Origin of the sequence: Terrihabitans soli, from assembly GCF_014191545.1 — a bacterium.
In the GTDB taxonomy this organism is placed as follows: Bacteria; Pseudomonadota; Alphaproteobacteria; order Rhizobiales; family Methylopilaceae; genus Flaviflagellibacter; species Flaviflagellibacter soli.
Genome location: NZ_AP023361.1, coordinates 2676397 through 2698132 on the forward strand (window position 1 = coordinate 2676397; position 21736 = coordinate 2698132).

General features: G+C 62.1%; 21 protein-coding genes. 7 read left to right on the top strand and 14 right to left on the bottom strand.

Going from position 1 to position 21736, the window contains the following annotated elements; translation table 11 throughout:
- Positions 1-31 precede the first annotated feature (31 nt).
- From cpaB to IZ6_RS13925, 3 genes are all read right to left on the bottom strand, one after another.
- The gene (gene cpaB / locus IZ6_RS13915) at positions 32-826 is read right to left on the bottom strand and encodes a Flp pilus assembly protein CpaB (protein ID WP_222875638.1); all 795 of its coding nucleotides are present in this window, start codon (positions 824-826) and stop codon (positions 32-34) included.
- Positions 827-936: 110 nt separating this feature from the next.
- Positions 937-1449 carry an A24 family peptidase gene (locus IZ6_RS13920; protein WP_222875639.1) on the bottom strand — a complete coding sequence of 171 codons (513 nt, stop codon included), beginning with the start codon at positions 1447-1449 and terminating at the stop codon, positions 937-939.
- Between the two features lie 89 nt (positions 1450-1538).
- The gene (locus tag IZ6_RS13925) at positions 1539-1712 is read right to left on the bottom strand and encodes a Flp family type IVb pilin (RefSeq protein ID WP_222875640.1); all 174 of its coding nucleotides are present in this window, start codon (positions 1710-1712) and stop codon (positions 1539-1541) included.
- Positions 1713-2037: 325 nt separating this feature from the next.
- Between IZ6_RS13925 and IZ6_RS13930 the strand changes: the two genes are divergently transcribed.
- From IZ6_RS13930 to IZ6_RS13940, 3 genes are all read left to right on the top strand, one after another.
- On the top strand, positions 2038-2547 hold the full coding sequence (locus IZ6_RS13930) for a pilus assembly protein N-terminal domain-containing protein (protein ID WP_222875641.1): 510 nt from the start codon (positions 2038-2040) through the stop codon (positions 2545-2547).
- A 102-nt stretch (positions 2548-2649) separates the two neighbouring features.
- Positions 2650-3183, top strand: coding sequence for a TadE/TadG family type IV pilus assembly protein (locus IZ6_RS13935; protein WP_222875642.1), 534 nt, complete (start codon positions 2650-2652; stop codon positions 3181-3183).
- Positions 3183-3758 (top strand): TadE/TadG family type IV pilus assembly protein, encoded by a 576-nt coding sequence (locus tag IZ6_RS13940; RefSeq protein WP_222875643.1) that lies wholly within the window; start codon positions 3183-3185, stop codon positions 3756-3758. Before IZ6_RS13935 ends, IZ6_RS13940 begins: the two co-directional genes overlap by 1 nt.
- 6 nt (positions 3759-3764) lie before the next feature.
- Here the strand turns inward: IZ6_RS13940 and IZ6_RS13945 are convergent, their stop codons facing one another.
- The 3 genes from IZ6_RS13945 to IZ6_RS13955 form a co-directional block, all read right to left on the bottom strand.
- Positions 3765-5900 (bottom strand): putative bifunctional diguanylate cyclase/phosphodiesterase, encoded by a 2136-nt coding sequence (locus IZ6_RS13945; protein ID WP_222875644.1) that lies wholly within the window; start codon positions 5898-5900, stop codon positions 3765-3767.
- A 188-nt stretch (positions 5901-6088) separates the two neighbouring features.
- A complete protein-coding gene (locus tag IZ6_RS13950; RefSeq protein WP_222875645.1) occupies positions 6089-7588 on the bottom strand; it encodes a phosphomannomutase/phosphoglucomutase in 1500 nt (499 codons plus the stop codon).
- An 88-nt stretch (positions 7589-7676) separates the two neighbouring features.
- The gene (locus tag IZ6_RS13955; protein ID WP_222875646.1) at positions 7677-8186 is read right to left on the bottom strand and encodes a retropepsin-like aspartic protease family protein; all 510 of its coding nucleotides are present in this window, start codon (positions 8184-8186) and stop codon (positions 7677-7679) included.
- A 130-nt stretch (positions 8187-8316) separates the two neighbouring features.
- On the opposite strand from IZ6_RS13955, the gene IZ6_RS13960 reads away from it, so the two are divergent.
- Both IZ6_RS13960 and IZ6_RS13965 read left to right on the top strand, forming a co-directional pair.
- Entirely contained in the window at positions 8317-9132 is an 816-nt protein-coding gene (locus tag IZ6_RS13960; protein WP_222875647.1) for a DUF1194 domain-containing protein, read from the top strand.
- Positions 9133-9139: 7 nt separating this feature from the next.
- Positions 9140-9517 carry a methylglyoxal synthase gene (locus tag IZ6_RS13965; RefSeq protein ID WP_222875648.1) on the top strand — a complete coding sequence of 126 codons (378 nt, stop codon included), beginning with the start codon at positions 9140-9142 and terminating at the stop codon, positions 9515-9517.
- On the opposite strand, the gene hrpB is transcribed toward IZ6_RS13965, so the two are convergent.
- On the bottom strand, positions 9514-11982 hold the full coding sequence (hrpB, locus tag IZ6_RS13970) for an ATP-dependent helicase HrpB (protein ID WP_222875649.1): 2469 nt from the start codon (positions 11980-11982) through the stop codon (positions 9514-9516). The two genes, IZ6_RS13965 and hrpB, sit on opposite strands and share 4 nt — an antisense overlap.
- A gap of 40 nt (positions 11983-12022) precedes the next feature.
- Complete coding sequence (locus IZ6_RS13975; RefSeq protein WP_222875650.1) at positions 12023-12274, bottom strand: hypothetical protein; 252 nt, start codon at positions 12272-12274, stop codon at positions 12023-12025.
- 181 nt (positions 12275-12455) lie between these two features.
- Here IZ6_RS13975 and IZ6_RS13980 point away from each other — a divergent pair, with 181 nt between their 5' ends.
- Positions 12456-13712 (top strand): methyl-accepting chemotaxis protein, encoded by a 1257-nt coding sequence (locus IZ6_RS13980; protein ID WP_222875651.1) that lies wholly within the window; start codon positions 12456-12458, stop codon positions 13710-13712.
- A gap of 69 nt (positions 13713-13781) precedes the next feature.
- On the opposite strand, the gene IZ6_RS16050 is transcribed toward IZ6_RS13980, so the two are convergent.
- The 3 genes from IZ6_RS16050 to IZ6_RS13995 form a co-directional block, all read right to left on the bottom strand.
- On the bottom strand, positions 13782-14495 hold the full coding sequence (locus IZ6_RS16050; RefSeq protein ID WP_222875652.1) for a cold-shock protein: 714 nt from the start codon (positions 14493-14495) through the stop codon (positions 13782-13784).
- 238 nt (positions 14496-14733) lie between these two features.
- A complete protein-coding gene (gene arfB / locus IZ6_RS13990) occupies positions 14734-15156 on the bottom strand; it encodes an alternative ribosome rescue aminoacyl-tRNA hydrolase ArfB (RefSeq protein ID WP_222875653.1) in 423 nt (140 codons plus the stop codon).
- 32 nt (positions 15157-15188) lie between these two features.
- Positions 15189-15974 carry a DUF72 domain-containing protein gene (locus IZ6_RS13995; protein WP_222875654.1) on the bottom strand — a complete coding sequence of 262 codons (786 nt, stop codon included), beginning with the start codon at positions 15972-15974 and terminating at the stop codon, positions 15189-15191.
- A gap of 326 nt (positions 15975-16300) precedes the next feature.
- Between IZ6_RS13995 and IZ6_RS14000 the strand changes: the two genes are divergently transcribed.
- On the top strand, positions 16301-18436 hold the full coding sequence (locus tag IZ6_RS14000) for a glycoside hydrolase family 3 N-terminal domain-containing protein (protein ID WP_222875655.1): 2136 nt from the start codon (positions 16301-16303) through the stop codon (positions 18434-18436).
- An 87-nt stretch (positions 18437-18523) separates the two neighbouring features.
- Here IZ6_RS14000 and IZ6_RS14005 read toward each other — a convergent pair whose 3' ends face one another.
- The 3 genes from IZ6_RS14005 to cysD form a co-directional block, all read right to left on the bottom strand.
- On the bottom strand, positions 18524-18790 hold the full coding sequence (locus IZ6_RS14005) for a hypothetical protein (RefSeq protein WP_222875656.1): 267 nt from the start codon (positions 18788-18790) through the stop codon (positions 18524-18526).
- A gap of 64 nt (positions 18791-18854) precedes the next feature.
- Positions 18855-20768: a sulfate adenylyltransferase subunit CysN gene (cysN, locus tag IZ6_RS14010; protein WP_222875657.1), complete on the bottom strand. Its 1914-nt coding sequence runs from the start codon at positions 20766-20768 to the stop codon at positions 18855-18857.
- On the bottom strand, positions 20768-21664 hold the full coding sequence (gene cysD / locus IZ6_RS14015; protein WP_420825556.1) for a sulfate adenylyltransferase subunit CysD: 897 nt from the start codon (positions 21662-21664) through the stop codon (positions 20768-20770). The genes cysN and cysD overlap by 1 nt, the downstream gene beginning before the upstream one ends.
- Between the last annotated feature and the right edge of the window lie 72 nt (positions 21665-21736).

Below are 21736 nucleotides of genomic sequence, written 5' to 3' on the forward strand. Positions count from 1 at the left end.
TTCATATCCCCTCCCCGAAGCGCCGAGGCGCTCATTCCTGCTTCGGGACGCCGTAGCGGATGACGGTCATCGCGCCCGCGGCATCTTTACGACCAAATCTGTCTTCCGGCGCCTGACCGGCGAGCGCCGGGTTGGAGTCGGACAGCGAGCGCAGCGCCAGCGACATCGTTCCAAGCTGGCGGGCGAGCGCGAGAATTTCCGTTTGACGCGGCAACAGCTCAAGCGTCGCCGTGCGGCCGACAACTACCTTCTGTCCGTCCTGTTCGACCGTTGCCTGATCGATCGCAAGCACGCGGACATTCGTCAGAATGGTCGAGCTCGAAAACGCTTCTTCGCCAGTGGCGCCGCCATCGTCTTTACGCGTCAGGATTACATCGACCCGATCGTTCGGCAGAATGAATCCACCGGCGCCGGTTTCGGCGGAGATTTCGGTGGCGACGGCGCGCATGCCCGCGGGCAAAATCGCCGACATGAAGCCGGAGCCGTCGGCCTTGACGATCTTCTGCATGCGGATCGGTTCGCCCTGAACGATCGGCTGGCGGGCAATGGCGCCCGCAATATCGTTGATCGCTTCGGGCTGGCTGGATTTGGTGATGAAGCCCTCGGCGCCGGCCAGGGGCCATTCGCGCCAGGAGAGGCTCTCGGCGGTCACGGCGCTGCCCATCGGAATCTCTTGAGCGGCGATAAGGACTTCGGCGGTCGGTGCGGCTTCCTGGACGACCTGCGGAGCCGGCGCAGGCGCATCATCGCCGCCGCTGACCAGCAGCATGGCGATGCCGCCTGCGAGGAGCGCGATGGCCAGGACTGCGATGCGGGCGAACTTCATACGCTGATACCTTTGTCCGGGACCGCGTATTGCACGCGATCCCACCGGCATTTGAGGCGACAAAGGTCAATGTATGGTTAATGGGCAGTTATAGATTTTCGTTAATACAATCAAACCGCTAGGCGCAGGAAGATATTGCTCGCGGGATACACTGTGAGCGCTGCTGCCGACAGCGCAATTCCGTACGGCACCTTGCCCTTTGGAGCATGCAGCCGCGCGATCCAGTCGCGGCTCATGAGCGACACCGGAAGCGGCAGACGCCGGAACGCCAGAAGCAGCAGAGTCAGTGCCCCTCCGTAGAGCGCGAACAGAAGCGTCCATTCGAGCAGCGCATAGAACGGGCCGATCCACAGCGCGATCGCCGCCGCGAATTTGGCATCGCCACCGCCGATGAGGTTCATCGCGAACATGCCGAAGCACACGACAAGCACGATCGCACCGACGGCGAGATGCCAGCCGATGAGCTGGAGATCGAGGCCCGCGGCCCAGGCCGCCGGCGCGAAAACAGCGAGGATGAGAAGAGGGATGCGGTTCGGGATCGTCATTGTGACGAGATCCGAAACGGCTGCGGCCACGAGAAGGGCCGGAAAAGCGATCAAGAGGAAGTAGTTGAGCCCCGTCATGGGGTGCACGTGACCACAGCGTGCTTAAAAAATGGAAAAGCCGCTTCTCCGGGAGAAGCGGCCTTCCGTTTTACCGATCGGTGCGGCGATTACTTCTGAGCGTTCTCGAGCTGGTCGCCGATGTAGTTGAACACGTTGCCGAGCTCACCGCCGACGAACTGAAGCGCGGCAATGATGGCGACGGACACGATGGCGGCGATCAGACCGTATTCGATCGCGGTCGCGCCGGACTCGTCCTTAAGGAAGCGAGTAAAGAGGGTCATGTAGTGCTCCTACTGCAGTTGGGGAGTTTGACAAAGTGGCGTCGAGTTTTCCCCCCTCGAAACCTGCCGCGAAGCTACATGGCCTCTCTTGCTACGGCGTTAATTCGGATGTGCAAATCTACTTACGGAAAAATGAAGCAAAGCATGTACTTAAGCGCCGCGGTAAGCTTGAAGACAATTGTTGTAGCTCACTTATTTCGGAACTTACTCCCTCCGGCACATAGTTAAGCCGCGGCTCGACTCGAGCTCTGTGTTAGAGCTTCGTTCACCTTCCTCAAGCATGAGTAGGAGTGTGCGGAAGTTCAGATAGTTACGGTGGATGACGATGTCTCGCAGCTCTCTTGTCGGCGTGGCTGCCCTGATGGCCGTGGTTTTTGCGGCGCCCGTTTACGCCCAGGATGAGACGGCACCGGCCGTTGCGGAAGCGAAAGAAGAAGCCTCAGCTCTTCCCTCGAACGAGAGCGTCAAGGTTCAGCTCGACCTTGCGACCGTGCTGCGCATACCGGAAGGTACTTATACGCTCGCCATCGGCAATCCGGCGATCGCCGATGTGACCAAGCCGCAATCTGGCGGCTTCACCGTCGTCACCGGCAAAAGCTATGGCACGACCAATCTCCTGGCTCTCGATTCCAACGGCGAGAAGCTGAAGGAGATGATGATTTATGTGTCGGCGCCGGCTGAGCGCACCGTCATCGTTCAGCGCGGCCTGGCACGCGAGACATGGTCCTGTTCGCCGCGCTGCGAGCCGACGGCAACGCTCGGCGACGCCGCCGATTACTTCGGCGCCTCGAGCGGCCAGGTCGGAAGCCGCAACGGGATGGCGACGCAGCGTTAACGGGAAGTTAACCGGCTTTGCGCCGACAGCGCCGTTCGCTAACGGCTCCTCAAGTTTCTTCGGCCAATCTTCCGTAAGTATTTTCACTGCGAGGCGGACCCAATGACGCGCCTGCGTCACACCAGAGCCATCCGGCTGCTGTCGCGCTTTTGCGCGGACCGCACCGGCGCGACTGCCGTGGAGTTCGGTCTGGTCGCAATGCCCTTCTTTACTCTGCTGTTCGCGATCATGCAGACATCGCTCGTGATGTTTGGCTCGCAGGCGCTGCAGACAATGACCTCCGCCGGCGCTCGCAAGATCATGACCGGTCAGATGAAGAATGCGAGCTTCAGCGAGTTCAAAAATGCGCTGTGCAGCAGCAGCGGAATGTCTGCCATGTTCGACTGCGATAATGTCTTCATTCAGGTCGTATCGTTTCCCGACTTCAGCGCCGCGTCCACGCAGATGATCGTGAACCCTAAATGCTTCAAACGCGAACCGCAGCCAACCGCCGCCGATTGCTGGGATCCAGGGACGCGTCAGGAGGTCGTGATCGTTCGCGTTGCCTATGACTGGCCGTTTGCGGTCAATCTGGACGACGTTAGTCACAAAACGCGCATAACCGCCGTGAACGCGTCTCGCAACGAGCCATTCTAATGCGGCTACTCGCGAACGTCTTCAAAACGCTCGAGCGCTTCTGCGCCGACCGTAGCGCCGTCTCCGCCGTCGAGTTTGCGCTTATCCTGCCCGTGCTGATCCTGATGCTGCTCGGCAGTTTCGATATCACCCGCGCGGTCGATGCGAAGAACAAGTCGGTGCTTCTGTCGCGTACCGTGACGGACCTCATCACCCAAGAGAGCGATGGCGTCAGCAAAACGGAACTTGCGAACATCATCACGGCTTCGAAGTTCATCCTCTATCCTTATCCGGATAGTACGAACGTGCTTACGGTCAATATCGAGAATCTCGTTCGGGTCTCTGAGACGCCTCTGAAGTATGAGATCGATTGGGCCTATACGAGCGGCACTACACCGACATCCAGCTCCACCAACAAGCAGACAACTACTCTGATAGAAGGTGAGTCCGGGGTCCGGACGAAAGTGACCTACACGTACAAGATGAAGTTCATCGGCATGCTGACGAAGAACATAGGCCTGTCCGAGATCACGCTGAACTCGACGATCACAATGGCACCGCGCTGGGGAATGGCCGTCGGTGCGGCGGGCTGGTGAACAGCCTCAGACTTCGGCCCGGCCGCCCGCCTTGCGGCGCACTTCGCCGATAAGATCGCGCGCGTCGGAGCGCCGTTTGGCGAGATACAGAGCCTCGAACTCGGCCGCCGGCATCGGCTTTCCAAACAGATAGCCCTGGGCGAAGGTGCAGCCCTGACCGAGCAGGAACTCGCGCTGCGCCGCCGATTCCACGCCCTCGGCCACGGTCTCGAAGCCAAGATTTTGCGTCATGGTCAGGATGGTCGCGACGACAACGCGCGCCGAGCCGTCGCGCACGCATTCGGACACGAAGCTGCGGTCGATCTTCAGAACGTCGAACGGCATACGGGTAAGAGAGGCAAGGTTCGAATAGCCTGTGCCGAAATCGTCGATGGCCAGGCGCACGCCGGCCGCCCGGAGCGGCGCAAGCTCGCGCGCCGTGGTGCGCGGATCCAGCATGGCGACCGTCTCTGTGATCTCGATTTCGAGCATGTTCGGCTCGATACCGTGCCGCTCGATCATGGTGAGAACATCCCGGGCGAAGTCCGGACGCTGACACTGCGACGCCGACACGTTGACCGCGACTTTGGGATTCATGCCCTTCGCCGTCCACTCCGCACTCTGCCGGCAGGCTTCCTCCAGAACGAAGGTGCCGATCTGGTCGAGCAGCCCGACTTCTTCGGCAATGCCGATAAAATCTCCCGGATTGATGATGCCGCGGGTCGGATGACGCCAGCGAACCAGTGCTTCCGCGCCGATAATGGCGCCATCGGTCAGGGCGACCTGCGGCTGGTAATAGACGCCCAGCTCCTTGCGCTCGACCGCAACCCGCAATTCCTGCTCGATGACGAGGCGCCGATAGGCATAGGAGTTCACATCGCGGCGCGCGAATTTATAGGTGTTTGCGCCGGACGATTTGGCCTCCGAGAGACCATTGGCGGCGCTGCGCAGAAGCGCCGAGAAATCGAGGCCGTCTTCGGGCGAGAGCGCAACGCCGATCGAGCCGGTGACCGCCACCGAATGGCCCGCAATCTCGAACGGGCGCGCGAGCGATGTCAGAACGCGCATCGCGAACTGCGACACACGGTCTTCCGACACAGGGCCTGAAAAGACGAAGCCGAACTCATCGCCGCCGAGGCGCGCGAGCAGAAGTTCCGAATCCTGATCGGGGCATTCGCGGGCGAGCTGTTCGCGATAATCGAGCGCAATCACCTTCAGGCGCTCGGAGATCGCAATAATGGCATCGTCGCCGACTTCGATGCCGAGCGCTTCATTGACGCGCTTCAGGCGGTCGATATCGAGATAGAGAAGCGCGACATTGTAGCCGCGCTCCAGAGCCGTCTGGGTGTAACGGCGCATGTTCTCGCGGTTGGCAAGGCCCGAGACCCGGTCGGTCAGAGTGAGCTTCTGCACCGTCTCGAAGCTTTCGAGGATGCTGCGCGTCATCGCAACGAAGGACCGCGAGAGCTCGCCGATCTCGTCATTGCGTTCCTCGGGAACGGGAACGGAAAAATCGCCGCCGGCAAGACGGCGCGTCGCCTGCGTCAGGCGGCGGACGGGCGCCGTGACATAGTTGATGCCGATCGCCGCAAGCGGCAGCGCCAGCATCACAAAGCCGAGCGCCAGAATGATATTGCGGCTGACGGCGTCGGAAATCTGAGCTTCCATATTCAGCGTCGACAGGCCGACGCGGGCAACGCCGACGATCTTGCCGCCGGAGGTGACGGGCACCGCGATATGAAGAACGCCGCTGCCGCGGCGGAAGGCCGGCGCGCCGCTCGCCATCGCATCCATCAAGGTGATCGAGGCGATCGGGTCCTTGAGCACGCTTTCCGGATCCGCCTGGCGCAGCGACCCGTCGGGCCGCGTTTCGACGGCATAGGCGTAACGGGTGTTTTCGTTGGCCGAGGCCACGCGGTCGAGCACGGTCTGGAGATCGGCGATGCGGCGCGAGGCCGGCAGATCGGTGGCAAGGCCGTTAACGAGAGCCGTCAGATGCGCGGCGTTCGTCTCGAACGCATTATTGGCGGCAAGCTCGGCTTCGCGGTTGTTGATGTAGACGAACGCTGCAGTCAGGCCGAGCAGGAGCGTTGCGACAAACAGGGTGAACCGTGCCGCGAGGCCAAGGGGAAGCTGCGTGATGCGACGCCTCAACCAGCCCATCAATTCGGCGTTCCACGTCCTGATGCTTGAGGGCACGCGGCCGAAGCCGGCCGGACCGGGACCTGAGTCGGACCCGGTACAGGACATGGATTAAAGGCGGGGCCTTAAGCAGGTGTTAAAACCTGCGGCAGTTTCGGCGAGTTTGCGCCAAATTTGCTAATTGGCGATAAGACTTTGACGCAGCCTGTTCACAAGGTCTGGTTGTACGCACCGACCTCAGGATGGGTGCGCAGAACGCCGTCCACGGCCGCAAACATTTCCCGCATACGGGCTTCCGAGGCCGGGCTTTCGACGACGACCACAAGCTCCGGTTTATTCGAGGAGGCGCGGACGAGGCCCCAGGTGCCGTCCTCGACGGTTACCCGCACACCGTTGACGGTCACGAGATCGCGGATTTTTTGCCCGGCGACCTGAGCCCCGGACTTCTGGGCGTCCTCGAAGTGCTTCACGACTTTCTCGACGATGCCGTACTTCGTCTCGTCGGCACAGTGCGGCGACATGGTCGGCGAGCCCCAGGTCTTCGGCAGCGCATTTTTGAGGTCCGACATGGACTTGTCGGGACTGCGATCGAGCATGTCGAGAACGGCGATGGCCGAGACGAGACCATCGTCATAGCCACGGCCGATGGGTTTGTTGAAGAAATAATGACCCGACTTCTCGAAACCGGCGAGCGCCCCTGATTCGTTGACGCGGCGCTTCATGTAGGAATGGCCGGTCTTCCAGTAATCGGCTTTGACACCGTTCTTGATCAGAACCGGGTCGGTAACGAACAGGCCCGTCGACTTCACATCGACGACGAAGGTCGGCTTGTCGTGCACGGCCGACAGATCGCGCGCCAGCATGACGCCGACCTTGTCGGCAAAAATCTCATCGCCCTCATTGTCGACGACGCCGCAGCGGTCGCCGTCGCCGTCAAAGCCGAGCGCCACATCGGCGCCGGTTTTCAGCACCTCGTCGCGCATCGCATGCAGCATTTCGAGGTCTTCGGGGTTCGGATTGTATTTCGGGAAGGTGTGGTCGAGCTCGGTGTCGAGTTCGATCACATCGCAGCCCAGCGCCCGCAGAATGCCGGGGGCGAACGCGCCCGCCGTGCCATTGCCGCAGGCGCAGACGACTTTGAGCTTGCGCTTCAGTTTCGGCCGGTTGGTCAGATCGCGGATATAACGCTCGGGGAAGTTTTCGACGAAGATATAACCGCCGCCCTCGCGCAGTTCGAAATCGGCGTTGAGGACGACGTCCTTCAGTTTCGTCATCTCGTCCGGACCGAAGGTCAGCGGGCGGTTTACGCCCATTTTCACGCCCGTCCAGCCATTATCGTTGTGGGAGGCGGTGACCATGGCGACGGCCGGTACGTCGAGCTCGAACTGGGCAAAATAGGCCATCGGCGACATCGCAAGGCCGATATCGTGGACCTTGATGCCGGCCGCCATCAGGCCGGTCACCAGCGCCATTTTGATGGAGGCCGAATAGCCGCGGAAATCATGACCCGTCACAATCGCCGGGCGGACCCCCATCCGGTGCATCAGCGTGCCGATGCCCATGCCGAGGGCCTGAATGCCCATGAGATTGATTTCTTTTTCGAACAGCCAGCGCGCGTCGTATTCGCGAAAGCCGGTCGCCTTCACCATGGGCCCCGATTCATAGGCATAGGTGTTCGGCTTCAGGCTCGGCTGCGGCTTCGGAAACATGAAATCTCCCCTCGATAGGTGTCCCAGCACCTAGCACGTTTACGGCGCAGGAGAGTGAAGGATTAAGGCGGCTTATTGTTCCAGGAGCCTATTGTTCGAGGATCAGGCGGCCGCTCTGGATTTCGAAGGTACGGAGCTTCTTCAGAAAGCTCATGCCGAGGAGGTTGACGGCAAGCGCCCCCTCCTGGGCGACGATCGCCTCGACATTGGACAGCGAAATCCCGCCAAGGCGGACGGAATTGAGGGTCACCTTTTTGGCGCCGGCCGTGCCGTTGGCCGTCTGGAGCTTGATCTCGTACCGGTCCCCGGGACGGACAAGGCCGAGGGACCGGGCATCTTCATAGGTCAGGGCGACAACGGTCGCCCCGGTATCGACCAGGGCTTTTAAAGGCCGTCCATTGACGGTCACCGAGGTCTCGAAATGCCCCCTCTGATCGGCCGACAGCATGACCCGGGCGGGACCAGAGGCCGTGCCTGCGGGCTGGGTCTTTTCGGCCGGCGACTCATTGAGAGTCGCCAGAAGCCTCGTCGCCAGATCGGGCGCGGCCAGCGCCAGAACGACCGCCGCCGCGACAATGCCGAAAACCCATTTAAGCATGCGCACTCCTTGAAGTCCGCCAAGATCGCCCTGTCTAACGAAGAAGCCGTTAAGGCTTGTCCCCAAGCGTTTTTGCCAGCGTGCTCTATGCGTGGCACGATGGATGCACGGGTTCAGTCATCGAGGTGACATGCGGATCCTGACGCTTGTGGCATTGATGTTCGGCCTGACCGGAACGGCGGCGGCGCAGATGGCTGCGGGCGATGCGAACACGGTCGATCTCGAACTCGTCCTCGCCGTCGACATTTCCTACTCCATGGATGAAGACGAGCTTCGCCTGCAGCGCGAAGGCTATGTCGCCGCCATCACTTCAAAGCCTGTCATCGACGCCATCAAGGAGGGCGTCTATGGCCGCATCGCCGTCGCCTATGTCGAATGGGCCGGCACCGAACAGCAAAACCTTCTAATCGATTGGCAGATCATCGACGGGCCGGGAACCGCACAGGCCTTTGCCGACAAGCTCGCCGAAAGTTCCACCAACCGCGCCTACCGCACCTCAATCTCCGCGGCGCTCGATTTTTCATCGCGCCTTTTTGCCAAGAACGCTTACGAGGGTACGCGCCGCGTCATCGACATTTCCGGCGATGGTCCAAACAATCAGGGCAATGTCGTCACGTTCATGCGCGATCTCGTCGTGAGTATGGGCATCGGCATTAACGGCCTGCCGCTCGCCCTCAAAGCGCCGAATTCCGGCTCGGTCGATATCCAGAATCTCGAAGCCTATTACCGCGAATGCGTCATTGGCGGTCCGGGTGCCTTCGTCATCCCGGTTGCCGGCAAAAACGAATTCGCCGAGGCCATTCGCACCAAACTCGTGCTGGAGATCTCGGCGATCGAGCCGCAGGCGCGTGTCATACCCGTTCAGAACAAAGCGGTTAATTGCATGATGGGCGAGAAAATTTGGCGCGACCGCTATGGTGACGGCATCCAGGATAACTGGCAGTAAGAGGGGCATGGCCCGCCCTCGTCTCGCCCTCATCGCCCACGACCTCAAAAAAGACGATCTCGTCGATTGGGTCGGAACGCACGAAAAACAGGTTGCTCTGTTCGATATCGTTGCCACCGGTACGACGGGTACGCGCATTCTTGAGCGCTGCCCGGAACTCCCTGTCACACGCGTGAAAAGCGGCCCGCTCGGCGGCGATCAGCAGATCGGCGCCATGATCGCCGAGGGCAAGATTCACGGCGTCATTTTCTTCGTCGATCCGCTGACGCCGATGCCGCACGATGTCGACGTCAAAGCGCTGACGCGCCTTGCGACACTGTATGACATTCCGATTGCACTGAACCGCGCGACCGCCGATCTGATGGTCAAGGGCTATAATCCTTAAGTCCCGCGCGGCTTGGCACGGCGCGTGGCTTCCGCAATGCGCGGATCTTCCGGCCAGGGATGGCGCGGATAACGTCCGCGCATATCGGCGCGTACGCCCGCCCATGAGCCGCGCCAGAAGCCCGGCAGATCGCGCGTCACTTGAACCGGACGGTGCGCGGGCGACAGAAGTTCGAGCACCAGCGGCACTTTTCCGCCGGCGAGCGAGGGATGCGCATCGAGGCCGAACAATTCCTGCACGCGCACCGAAATCATCGGCTCGGTTCCGGAATAATCGACCGCCAGCGATGACCCCGTCGGCGCGGTGAAATGCGTCGGCGCTTCTTTCTCCAACCGTCGCGAAAGATCGTAGGGCAAAAGCGCTTTCAGCGCCTGATCGAGATCGGATGCCGAAACCTCCGACAGCGCGGCTTTGCCAGTGAGATAAGGTGCAAGCCACTCACTGGCATTTTTTGAGAGCGCATCATCCGACAGATCGGGCCAGGTTTCGCCCTCGGCGCGGCGCAGGAACCCGACACGCTCGCGCCATTGCTCAAGCGGCTTCGTCCATGGCAGGCGCGAAACACCGAGCGCGGCTACCCCTTCGGCAAGGATTTTGGCTGCCGATTCATCGCGCGGCGATTTCAGCGGCGCATCGGACAGGATAAGCGCATCGAGTTTTCGTGCCGCGCGGCCGCGCACCGAAGCTGTCTGCGGATCGAACACGATGTCTTCGCGCGCTTCGATGCGGTCGGCAAAAAGCTTTTCGATGTCTTCGCGCGAGATCGCGGCGGCAAGACGGATGCGCGCCGAACCTGCCGCGCCCGCAATTTCGGCTACGGCAAGATAGGGCTCGCGCGCCAGAGCATCGTGCGGCTCGACGCTGGCACCACGCCCGTTGGCGAGACGGAACTCACCCTGCTTGCCGCGCGCCTGCGCCACCCGGTCGGGATAGGCGCGGGCGAGGACCGCACCGAGCCCGATTTCGCTATCCTCTTCTTTCGGGGCAAGCGCCTGCGCTTCGCGCGCCCAGCCTTCAGCCAGACGCCGCGCATCTTCGGCGCGGCGCGAGCGGTCGCGGCGGAACATATCGACCCGGTGAACAATGTCCGTACCGTCGCCGCCAAGCCCGCGTTCGACCACGATCACCGCGATATCGGCGGCCTGCCGCGCAACCCCGATGCGGGCCGCTTCCAGCATCATGGCCGCGAGACGCGGCGGCAGCGGCAAACGGCGGATGTTCTGCCCGCGCGGCGTAATGCGCCCGCTTTCTTCCAGCGCGCCGAGTTCGACGAGATGCTTCTTCGCCTCTGTCCAGGCGGCCGAGGGCGGCGGATCGAGGAAAGACAGAGCGGAGGGATCGCTGACGCCCCAGGCGGCGAGATCGAGTACGAGACCCGATAAATCGGCTGCAAGAATTTCCGGCGTCTGGAACGCGGGAAGGCTCGCCGTCGCCGCTTCCTCCCACAGACGGTAGCAGATGCCGGGTTCGGTGCGGCCGGCGCGGCCACGGCGCTGATCGGCCTGGGCGCGTGAGACGCGCACGGTTTCAAGACGAGTCAGGCCTGTCGACGGCTCGAACGCCGGCACGCGCGACAGGCCGCAATCGATAACGATGCGAACGCCCTCAATCGTAATCGATGTTTCGGCGATGGAGGTCGCAAGCACGACCTTGCGTTCGCCTTGCGGCGCCGGGCGGATTGCGCGGTCCTGATCGCGGGCATCAAGGCCGCCATGCAGTTCGACGATATCGATATCGGGACTCATCTTCTCGCGCAGCCGTTCCGCCGTGCGGCGGATTTCGGCCTGGCCGGGCAGAAAGACGAGTGCGCTGCCGCCCTCCTCGCCCATGGCGCGGCGCACCGCCTGCACCGCTTCATCCTCGAGCCGGGCCCGCGGATCGCGCGCCGAATAGCGCGTATCGACTGGGAAACTGCGGCCAAGACTCTCGACGACCTGTGCATCGCCGAGGAGTTTGGCGACGCGCGCGCCGTCGAGCGTCGCCGACATGACCAGAAGGCGCAGATCCGGCCGGAGCGCCGATTGCGCATCGAGCGCCAGCGCAAGGCCGAGATCGCCGTCCATGGACCGTTCATGGAATTCGTCGAAGAGAACGGCGGCGACACCCTTCAATTCGGGATCGTCGAGGATCATGCGCGCGAACACACCTTCCGTGACGACCTCAATGCGCGTCTTCGCGGAAATCTTCGATCCGAGCCGCACACGCAGACCGACCGTATCGCCGGTCTTTTCGCCGAGCGTCGAGGCCATGCGGTCGGCGGCGGCGCGCGCCGCAATCCGCCGCGGCTCGAGCAGAATGATGCGACCGTCGCCTCGCCACGCCTCGTCCAGGAGAACCAAGGGCACGCGTGTGGTTTTGCCGGCGCCCGGCGGCGCCACGAGAACGGCGCTTACGCCCTCCTGCAGCGCGGAAATCAGCGCCGGGATGGCCTCATCAATCGGGAGTCTGTCCTGGAAAGTACGCACGGGGGCGATCAAGCCCAGAGCGCGCCGCCTGGCAAGCGGTTTAAGAGCCGAGGCCTACCAGAATGACGACCGCGATCAGAAGCCCGGCCGCAACCAGCAGCATGGAAGGGCCATAGCCGTTGAGGAATTCAAAAACGGCGGATTCGGACGGTACGATCGGCGGTTCAGGCGGGTGCGTTCCCGGCGCGGCGGGCACGTCGATCCGGTGATCGGGATAGGGCACAGGCCCCGGTGCTCCCGGGGCATCTTCCGGGCCCAGTCCCGAAACCCCTTGGGGCGGGTCGGTCTTCATGGCCGGACTTTCAAAAATACTGAACTGAACTGAGAGTCCAACGCGGCCGACCGCGCGCCGTTCCGCTTTGAATGCAAAAGCTCCGGCACGCCGACACGATCCGTGTGCCGCCGGGAAAAAGAACCCGGCATTAACCCATCTCCCCCAAGAGTACGACCAAAGTCGGGGGATCGGGGCTTCCATGGGTATCAAGACAAAGCTTATCGGGACGCTCTGCGTTCCGGGCGTGACGGCATTCGCGGCGCTGGTTTATGCGGTCATGACGCTGCAAAGCGGGCAGGCGCTGGCGCCGGAGGAATTCGCGGCGCTCGGCACGACGACACTCGCCATTTCCTGCGGCGCCGTCCTTCTCGCGCTCGGTGGGGCCGCGTTCATCGCCATCAAGACGGTCGGACAGCCCATCGCGGTCATCGCCGATGCGCTCGACCGCACCGCGGCGAACGACCTCTCCTTCCCGCTCCCCGATACTCTCGTCGACGATGAGTTCGGCAAATGCTGGACGGCGGTTGCGATCTTCCGCGACTGGCGCGCCGACAGCGCCCGCCTCAGAGCCGAGCGCAACGCCGCGGAGAACCACGGCGACGAAGAACGCCGCAATCATATGACGGCGCTTGCCGCCGAGTTCGAGGCGGCTGTCGGCTCGGTGATCGCCAAAGTGTCGAAAGCGTCCGAACGGCTGGTCGGAAGTTCCGAGGCGCTGATGACCAACGCCGTCGGCACCACCGAGAAATCGATCGCTGCCGCCTCCGCCGCCGAACAGACCTATGTCAACGTTCAGTCGGTCGCGAGCGCGTCCGAAGAACTCTCGGCCTCCTTCCGCGAAATCGGCATGCAGATCGGCCACGCCGCCAAGCTGATCTCCACCACCGCCGACAAGGTCGACAGTTCCGACAATGACGTTCAGGAGCTCTCGCAGAGCGCGCAGCGCGTCAACGCCATTGTCGGCATCATCCGCGACATCGCCGAGCAGACGAACCTCTTGGCGCTCAACGCCACCATCGAGGCGGCGCGCGCAGGCGAAGCCGGCCGCGGCTTTGCCGTCGTCGCCAACGAAGTCAAAGCGCTGGCCAACCAGACCGCAAAGGCGACGCAAGACATCGAGGTGCATATCGGATCGATCCAGCAGGCGACGACGCGCACCGTCTCCTCGATCCAGGATATCGGCGCCAAGGTGCGCGAGCTGAACGAAGTTGCGACGGTGATCGCCGGCGCGACCGAGGAGCAGGGCACGGTTTCGCAGGAGATCGCCCGCAATGTCGCGGAAGCTGCGACCGGCACCGGCGAGGTTTCGAAGAATGTGCTCGGCGTGAAGGAAGCGTCCGACATCACCGACGATGCGGCCGGCGACGTACTGAAGCTCTCCCAGGAACTTGCATCGCAGTCGTCGGAACTGCGCGGTCAGGTCGACAAGCTTCTCGGCACGATGCGCGCCGCCTGACGCACCACGAAACTAAAAACAAAAAAGGCCGGGCAATGCCCGGCCTTTTTTAATGTCGTATGGGTGAGATCACTCGGCGCTTTTCAGCGAAGTCGCCTGACGGCCTTTCGGCGTTTCGACAACCTGCATGGAGACGCGCTGACCTTCGAAGAGGTTCGGAAGGCCCGAGCGCTGGACGGCCGAGATATGAACGAAGACGTCCTTGCCGCCATCGCCCGTCTCGACAAAGCCCATGCCCTTGTCGACCGAGAACCACTTCACCGTACCGCTCATTTCGGTAGCCGGGCCGAGATCGGGAGGACCGCGACGCGGCCCGCCACCACCGAAGCCGCCACCGCCGCCGCCGCCACCGCCGAAGCGATCGCCGCCGCCGGGACGAGGCCCGCGCGGTGCTTCGGCAGTTGCCGTCGAGTCATCGACGGAAACGACTTTGGTGATCTGACGACCCTTCTGACCCTGACCGACATAGACGGACAGAGTTGCACCGGGCGGAACGCTTTCGCGCCCGACGGCCTGCAAGGCCGCGATGTGCAGGAAGGCATCGCCGGATCCATCAGCGATCTCGGCGAAGCCATAGCCCTTCTCGCCGTTGAACCACTTGACGGTGGCGTTCACCGGATCGCCCGTAGGCTCCATCTGCATGGGGCGGCTGAAGCCGCCGCCACCGGAGGGTCCGCTGCCGTAAGGCGAGCGCGGAGGAGGATAGTCACCGGGAGGCGGAAAATCGTCGTCAAAGCCACGACGGCCGCCGCCCTTCGGACGGAAGTCTTTACCTCTACCCATTTGCCTGTCCCCCGTAGACCGGGGTCCTGGCCCCTTCACATTCGGCGGCGCGCCCCGCCGCAGTCATAACAACACTAAGTCCTGCCGCGCTTGCGCGCCCCAGCGGCAGCTGATTTTCAAGCATTCACACGTTCCAAACCTGCCCTGCCAAGCTTCAAGCATAACTCCGAGTGGGCTTAGGCCAAAGTCAAATTTCACGCATGAGTGACGAAATGCGCGCAATGCGAGAAAAAATCGCTCAATCCTCGGCAGACGGGCGGTTTCGGAGGCTTTTGACCTGCCCCCTCCGGGCTTTGGAGGCGAGCCTTTTGCGCTTTTCACCAATCGGCATTTTGGTTTTTTGCCGTGGTTTAGGGGGTGTGGCGGCGCGGCGGATGAGATCGACCAGCCGCGCCAGAGCGTCCTGACGGTTGCGCTCCTGGGTCCGGTGGGCACGTGCCAGCAATACAATCTCGCCGTCTTTGGTGAGCCGGCTGCCGGCCAGCCGCATCAACCGCGCCTTTACGCCATCCGGCAAAGACGGCGAGCGCCCGACATCGAACCTGAGCTGTACGGCCGTCGAGACCTTGTTGACGTTCTGGCCGCCGGGACCGGCGGCGCGCACAAAGCTCTCCCGGATCTCGGCCGGATCAAGATAAAGGGAAGAAGTGATGCGGATCATCTTGCCTGTTGTGCCCGTCCGCAGCTTTCCTCTCAAGCACCGAGCTTTTCGATCATCGTCATGGCGGCGGCGGGATTGCGGACCTTGGCGCCGGCGATGAAGAACAGGAACACGTCGCGCTTTTTCTTCGGCGGGGCTTTCGTCAGAAGATCGAGATCCTCCGGCACACCGCCGGATTCCCAGAGTTCGGCGCGCTTTGCCCAGGCGGCGATCTCTTTCGCTGAATAGCCTGTTTTCTCGGCCTCGCGGCTCTGCTGCAGCCGCGCATAGACGAAATCGGCCGTCGGATCGGCAATCGCCGGATAATCCTCCGAATGGGCGTAGACGATCGCCGCGTTATGCTTGCGCGCGAGTTCAACAACTTCCGGCACTTTGAAACTGTCGTGCCGGACTTCAAGCGCATGCCGGAGCTTTATGCCGCCGGCTTCCGCCGGGAGCAATTTCACAAAGGCCGCAAAATCTTCGGGATCGTATTTCTTGGTCCCGGCGAACTGCCAGAGGATCGGGCCGAGCTTTGTGCCGAGTTCGGCAATGCCGCTGTCCACAAACTTCTCGATGCTAGGACCGGCCTCGGCGAGCACCCTTCGATTGACGGCAAAGCGCGGCGCCTTCAGCGCGAAAACGAAATTTTCGGGCGTCTCGTCGGCCCATTTGCGGAAGGTTGAGGGCTTCTGGGAGCCGTAAAACGTCCCGTTGACCTCGATTGCCGTCAGTTTTTCAGCGGCATAGGCGAGTTCGCGGGCCTGCGGCAATCCGTCCGGGTAGAAAGGACCCCGCCAGGGCTCGAAGGTCCAGCCGCCAATCCCAATTTTTATCATAGCTGGAAAGTCCTTTCTGGCCCGGTCGTTGCATCGACCAATACGAGTATTGGTGCCGTGCGTTTCAGTCCGTGGTATGCCATATACGCATGCCTCACCTGCATAGCTCGGCGTTGAATCGGTCAGCCGTTTTTACCTATACTCACCTGGTAGTGACAGTTTCTGTTGCTGCTGCCCTCTTTGGGCGTTTCCTCCCTAGACTTGGGCCGTTCGCTTCCCGCGGACGGCCTCTTTCTTTTCCGGCGCCCGGCATTTCTAATGCCTATTCCCGCGCCAGTCTGAGGTCGAGGATTTCCTTGCGAGCTATGCGTTTTCTGCGACCCTTGGTGCCACTCCTGCTTATTTCCTGGGCAGTTCCTGCCTCTGCGCAAAACGCCATCAAACCAATCGACGACCTCCTCGACCGGATGACTCTCGAGGAGAAAATCGGCCAGCTCGTGATGACGGGAATCGACTCGCCGCTCGGGCCGGACGCCATCGAGACCGGCAGAACCGGCTCCCTCATCAGTTTCAACGATGCGGCGGCCATCGCCGAGGCCCAGGCCAAAGCCCGCAATTCCCGCCTCGGCATCCCGCTTCTGGTCGGCCTCGATCTTCTGCACGGTTTCCGGACGCTCTTTCCGGTGCCGCTCGCCGAGGCCGCGAGCTTCGATCCGGCGCTTGCCGCCCGGAATGCCGAACTCGCCGCAAGGGAGGCCGTGCCCGCCGGCCTCAACTGGACCTTCGCCCCGATGGTGGATGTCGGCCGCGATCCGCGCTGGGGCCGCATCGTCGAAGGCGCGGGCGAGGATGTCCGCCTTGCCATGGATTTCGCCGCCGCCCGGGCCCGCGGCTTTCGCGCCGGCGGCATCGCCCCGACGCTGAAACATTTCGCGGGTTACGGCGCGGTTGCCGGCGGACGCGATTACGATGCCGTATCCGTCTCGGACTATGAGCTGCAGAACCTTCATCTGCCGCCCTTCCGCGCATCGCTCGGCCCGATGACGACGGTGATGTCGGCGCTGACCGTGACGAACGGCATCCCCGCATCCTCCGATGTCGGGCTCCTGCGCGGGCTTCTGCGCGATCAGTGGAAGTTCAACGGCGTGATTGTGTCGGATTGGGGCGCGATCGACGGCCTCGTCAAACAGGGCACCGCACAAGACGCGCAGGACGCCGTGCGTCAGGCCATGGCGGCGGGCGTCGATATCGATATGGCGAGCGGCTTTTACGCAGCGCACCTGGCCGGAGAAGTGAAAGCCGGACGCATCGCGATGTCCAATCTCGACGCCGCCGTGCGGCGCGTGCTGGCGCTGAAATTCGAACTCGGCCTGTTCGACAAACCGATCGCCGATCCCGACGCCGCAGAGAAAGCGGCGCTGACGCCGGAATTGCGAACTGCTGCGCGCGAGACGGTGCGCAAATCCGCCGTTCTCCTGAAGAATGAAAATCAAATTCTGCCGCTGAAGCCAGACATCAAGAAGATCGCGGTCGTCGGTCCCTTTGCCGACAACGCGTTCGAACAATTGGGGCCGCATGAAGCGCGCGGCCGCCCGGAAGATGCGGTCACGTTGCTCAAAGGCATCACCGAGCGTGCAAAAGGCAACGGCATCGAGATCCTGCATGCGCCGGGCTGCGACGTCACCTGCTATGAGGACAAGGGTTTCCGGCAGGCGATCGAAGCCGCAAAATCATCGGACCTTGTGATTGCCGTTCTCGGCGAAAAGCGCGAATTTTCCGGCGAAGGCGCAAGCCGCGCCTTTCTCGATTTTTGGGGCCGCCAGGAAGATCTGCTCGAAGCTCTGGCGGCGACGGGAAAACCTGTCGTGCTCGTCATCGTCGCGGGGCGGCCGCTCGATCTGCGCCGCGCCAGCGAGATCGTGCCGTCAATCCTGATGGCCTGGTATCCCGGCACGGAAGGCGGCAACGGCATTGCCGATATTCTCTTCGGCGATGAGGCCCCCTCCGCAAAACTTCCAATCTCCTGGCCGCGCAGCGTCGGCCAGTCGCCGTTCTCCTACGACACGCCCGCGAGCGGTCGTCCTTACGTGCCGGACGCGCGCTATGTGCTGCGCCTGATCGACGAAAATCCGACACCGCTTTACCCGTTCGGCCACGGGCTGACCTATACGAAATTCGCCTATTCCGATCTGCGCGTTGCTCCGGTGCAGAGCATGAACAGCGTCGCGCAGGCCAGCATCACTCTCAAGAATGCCGGCTCCCGGCCGGGCACCGAGATCGTGCAGCTTTATGTGCGAGATGTCGTGGCGAGCCGTGTGCGGCCTGTGCGTGAGCTCAAACAATACCGGCGCGTCTCGCTCGCGCCCGGCCAGAGCGAAACCGTAACCTTTCTGGTGACACGCGATGAACTGGGTTTCCGCGACGAACGCGGAGAATTGATCGTCGAGCCGGGAGATTTCAAAATCGGCATTGGCGCGGATTCAACGACTGAGCTCGCCGCCGGCTTCACGCTCGAGAAATGAAAACGGCGGCTCGAAGCCGCCGTTCCCTCTCTTCGCAAAACCGGCTGTTGGTGTTTACGGCCTCGCGAAAAAGATCGTTCTGCCAACTTACCTGGAGAACACGTTCTTTTCTTTGGGAGCATTGGCGACAGGCTTCGCCCTCTCGGGAATTCCGTCATTGCCTTCCTGGCTGTCGCCGCGGCCCCAATCGCGTCCGGTGTTCACGGTGCGCGCCGTCATGTCATTGCCCCGTCCGGCCGGACCGCCGGCAACCTCATCGCGCTTATCGCCGCCATAACTTTTGTGCGACGGCGCAGGCGTCGGTTTGGTGTCGGCGCTATGTCCGTGGCTAGTCCGGTTCTTTTCTGGGGGCATATCCGTCTCCTCTTAAGAGGAAACACCAAAGCAAGCCTCCGGGTTTCATCACTCGGATTTGGCTCTACGGGCTCGCCCAGTCGCCGCCGGCGATTACCTTTTCGCGCAAATGCTCAAGCACGCGCTCGGCGAGCTTGTCGGCGCCGGCTTCCAGCGTCTTCAGGTGAAGTTCGGGACTGGCCGGCGCTTCATAAGGCGCGGAAATGCCGGTGAAGTGCGCGATTTCGCCGGCACGGGCGCGCTTATAAAGGCCCTTGGTGTCGCGCCGTTCGCATTCCTCAAGCGGCGTATCGATGAAGACCTCGATGAACTCGCCTTCCTCAACGATGGAGCGGACAAAATCGCGCTCCTTTTGATAGGGCGAGATAAAGGAGCAGATAACGATAAGGCCGGCATCGACGAAGAGTTTCGCGACCTCGCCGACCCGGCGGATGTTCTCGTCGCGGTCTTGCTGCGTGAAGCCGAGATCGGAATTCAGCCCATGTCTGATGTTGTCGCCATCCAGCATATAGGTGTGGTGGCCGATGGCATTGAGCTTGTGTTCGACAAGACGGGCGACGGACGATTTGCCGGAACCGGAGAGCCCGGTGAACCAGAGTATGACCGGCTTCTGATATTTGCTGGCGGCGCGCGCCGCTTTGTCGACCGCAAGATCCTCACGATGAACATTCGTCGCATGGCGCAACGAGCGCTCGATCATGCCGGCGGCGGCCGTCTCGTTCGTCGTGCGGTCGACAAGGATGAAAGCACCGGTGCCGCGATTGTCAGTATAGGCGTCGAACGCAAAGGCCGTCGCGGTGCGGATTTCGCACAGGGCGATCTCATTGAGCGTGAGCTCGCTCGTCTCCTGCTCATCGAGCGTGTTGACGTCGATCTTGTGGCTGATCGCACTGACGGTCGCGGGAACCCAGCGAGTGCCGACGCGCATCATGTAGGAGCGGCCGGGCAGAAGCTTTGTCTCGCTCATCCAGATCACGCGCGCCGAGAACCCGTCCGTGACTTCCGGACGGTCCTTCGGATCGCACAGGACATCGCCGCGCGCGACATCGACTTCCTCGGCGAGGACGAGCGTCACCGCATCTTCGGCGACAGCCTCTTCGAGATCGCCATCGGCGGTAACGATGCGCGTGACCTTGGTCGTGCGGCCCGAGCCCGCAACGGTGATGTCATCGCCGGCGCGCACGCGGCCCGAGGCGACCGTGCCCGCAAAGCCGCGGAAATCGAGGTTCGGCCGGTTCACATACTGAACCGGGAAACGGAACGAAGCGGAGACGATGTCCGAGCCGATCTCGACGCCTTCGAGATATTCGATGAGGCTCGGACCGCGATACCAGGAGGTTTTCGCCGAGCGCTCGGTGACATTGTCGCCGAAGCGCGCGGAAAGCGGAATCGGCTGGACGGACACGAAATTCAGTGTCTTCGAAAAAGCCGCGAAATCGGCGACGATCTGATCGAAAACTTTCTGATCGTAACCCATCAGGTCGATCTTATTCACCGCGAGCACGATCTTCTTCACGCCGAGCAGCGAGCAGATGAAGGCGTGGCGCTTGGTCTGAACGAGAACGCCCTTGCGCGCATCGATCAGGATAATCGCCAGATCGGCGGTCGAAGCGCCGGTCGCCATATTGCGCGTATACTGCTCATGGCCGGGCGTGTCGGCGACGATGAAAGAACGCTTCGGCGTTGCAAAGAAGCGATAGGCGACATCGATGGTGATGCCCTGCTCGCGCTCGGCTTCGAGCCCGTCGACCAAAAGAGCGAAATCGATGTCCTCGCCCGTCGTGCCGTGCTTCTTCGAATCCTTTTCCAGCGTCGTCAGCTGGTCTTCGAAGATCGTCTTCGATTCATAAAGCAGGCGGCCGATCAGCGTCGACTTGCCGTCATCCACCGAGCCGCAGGTGATGAAGCGCAGAAGATTGCCGTCGCCGGCTTCCGGCGCCGCAGCAGTCGCGGAACGTTCAAGCAGCGCGGCATCCATCAGAAATAGCCCTCGCGCTTCTTCTTCTCCATCGAGGCGCTTTCATCCGTATCGATCAGGCGGCCCTGCCGCTCCGACGTACGCGCCAGCATCATCTCTTCGACGATGCCATCGAGCGTATCGGCATCGCTTTCGATGGCGCCGGTCAAAGGATAACAGCCGAGCGTGCGGAAGCGCACCTTTTTCATCTGCGGCTTCTCACCGGGCTCGAGCGGCAGCCGGTCGTCATCGACCATGATCCAGGTGCCGGAACGCCACACGACGGGACGTTCCTTCGCGAAGTAAAGCGGCACGATCGGGATGTTTTCGGCCTGTATGTATTGCCAGATATCCAGCTCGGTCCAGTTCGAGATCGGGAAGACGCGGATCGACTCGCCCTGCTTGATGCGGGTGTTGAAGAGGTTCCACAGTTCGGGGCGCTGGCCGCGCGGATCCCAGGCGTGATTGGCGTTGCGGAAGGAGAAGATGCGCTCTTTGGCGCGGCTCTTTTCTTCGTCGCGGCGCGCACCGCCGAAGGCGGCGTCGAACTGCCATTTGTCGAGCGCCTGCTTCAGTCCCTCGGTCTTCATGACCGTGGTGTGGACGGCCGATCCATGGGTGATCGGGCCGATGCCCTGGGCGACGCCGTCCTGATTGATATGAACGCGCAGATCGAAGCCGTAATCCTTCGACATCTGTTCGCGGAAGGAGATCATCTCCTTGAACTTCCACGTCGTGTCGACATGCAGGAATGGAAAAGGCGGCTTGCCGGGGTAAAAGGCCTTCATCGCCAGATGCATCATGACGCTCGAATCCTTGCCGATCGAATACAACATGACCGGATTGGAGAATTCAGCCGCAACCTCGCGCATGATGGCGATGGACTCGGCTTCGAGGCGTTTGAGATGGGCGTGCACGCGGGTAAACCCGTTCCAAGTTCGAGCCGGGGATGTAGGCCGTTCCCGCTCTACATGCAATGCACGGATTAC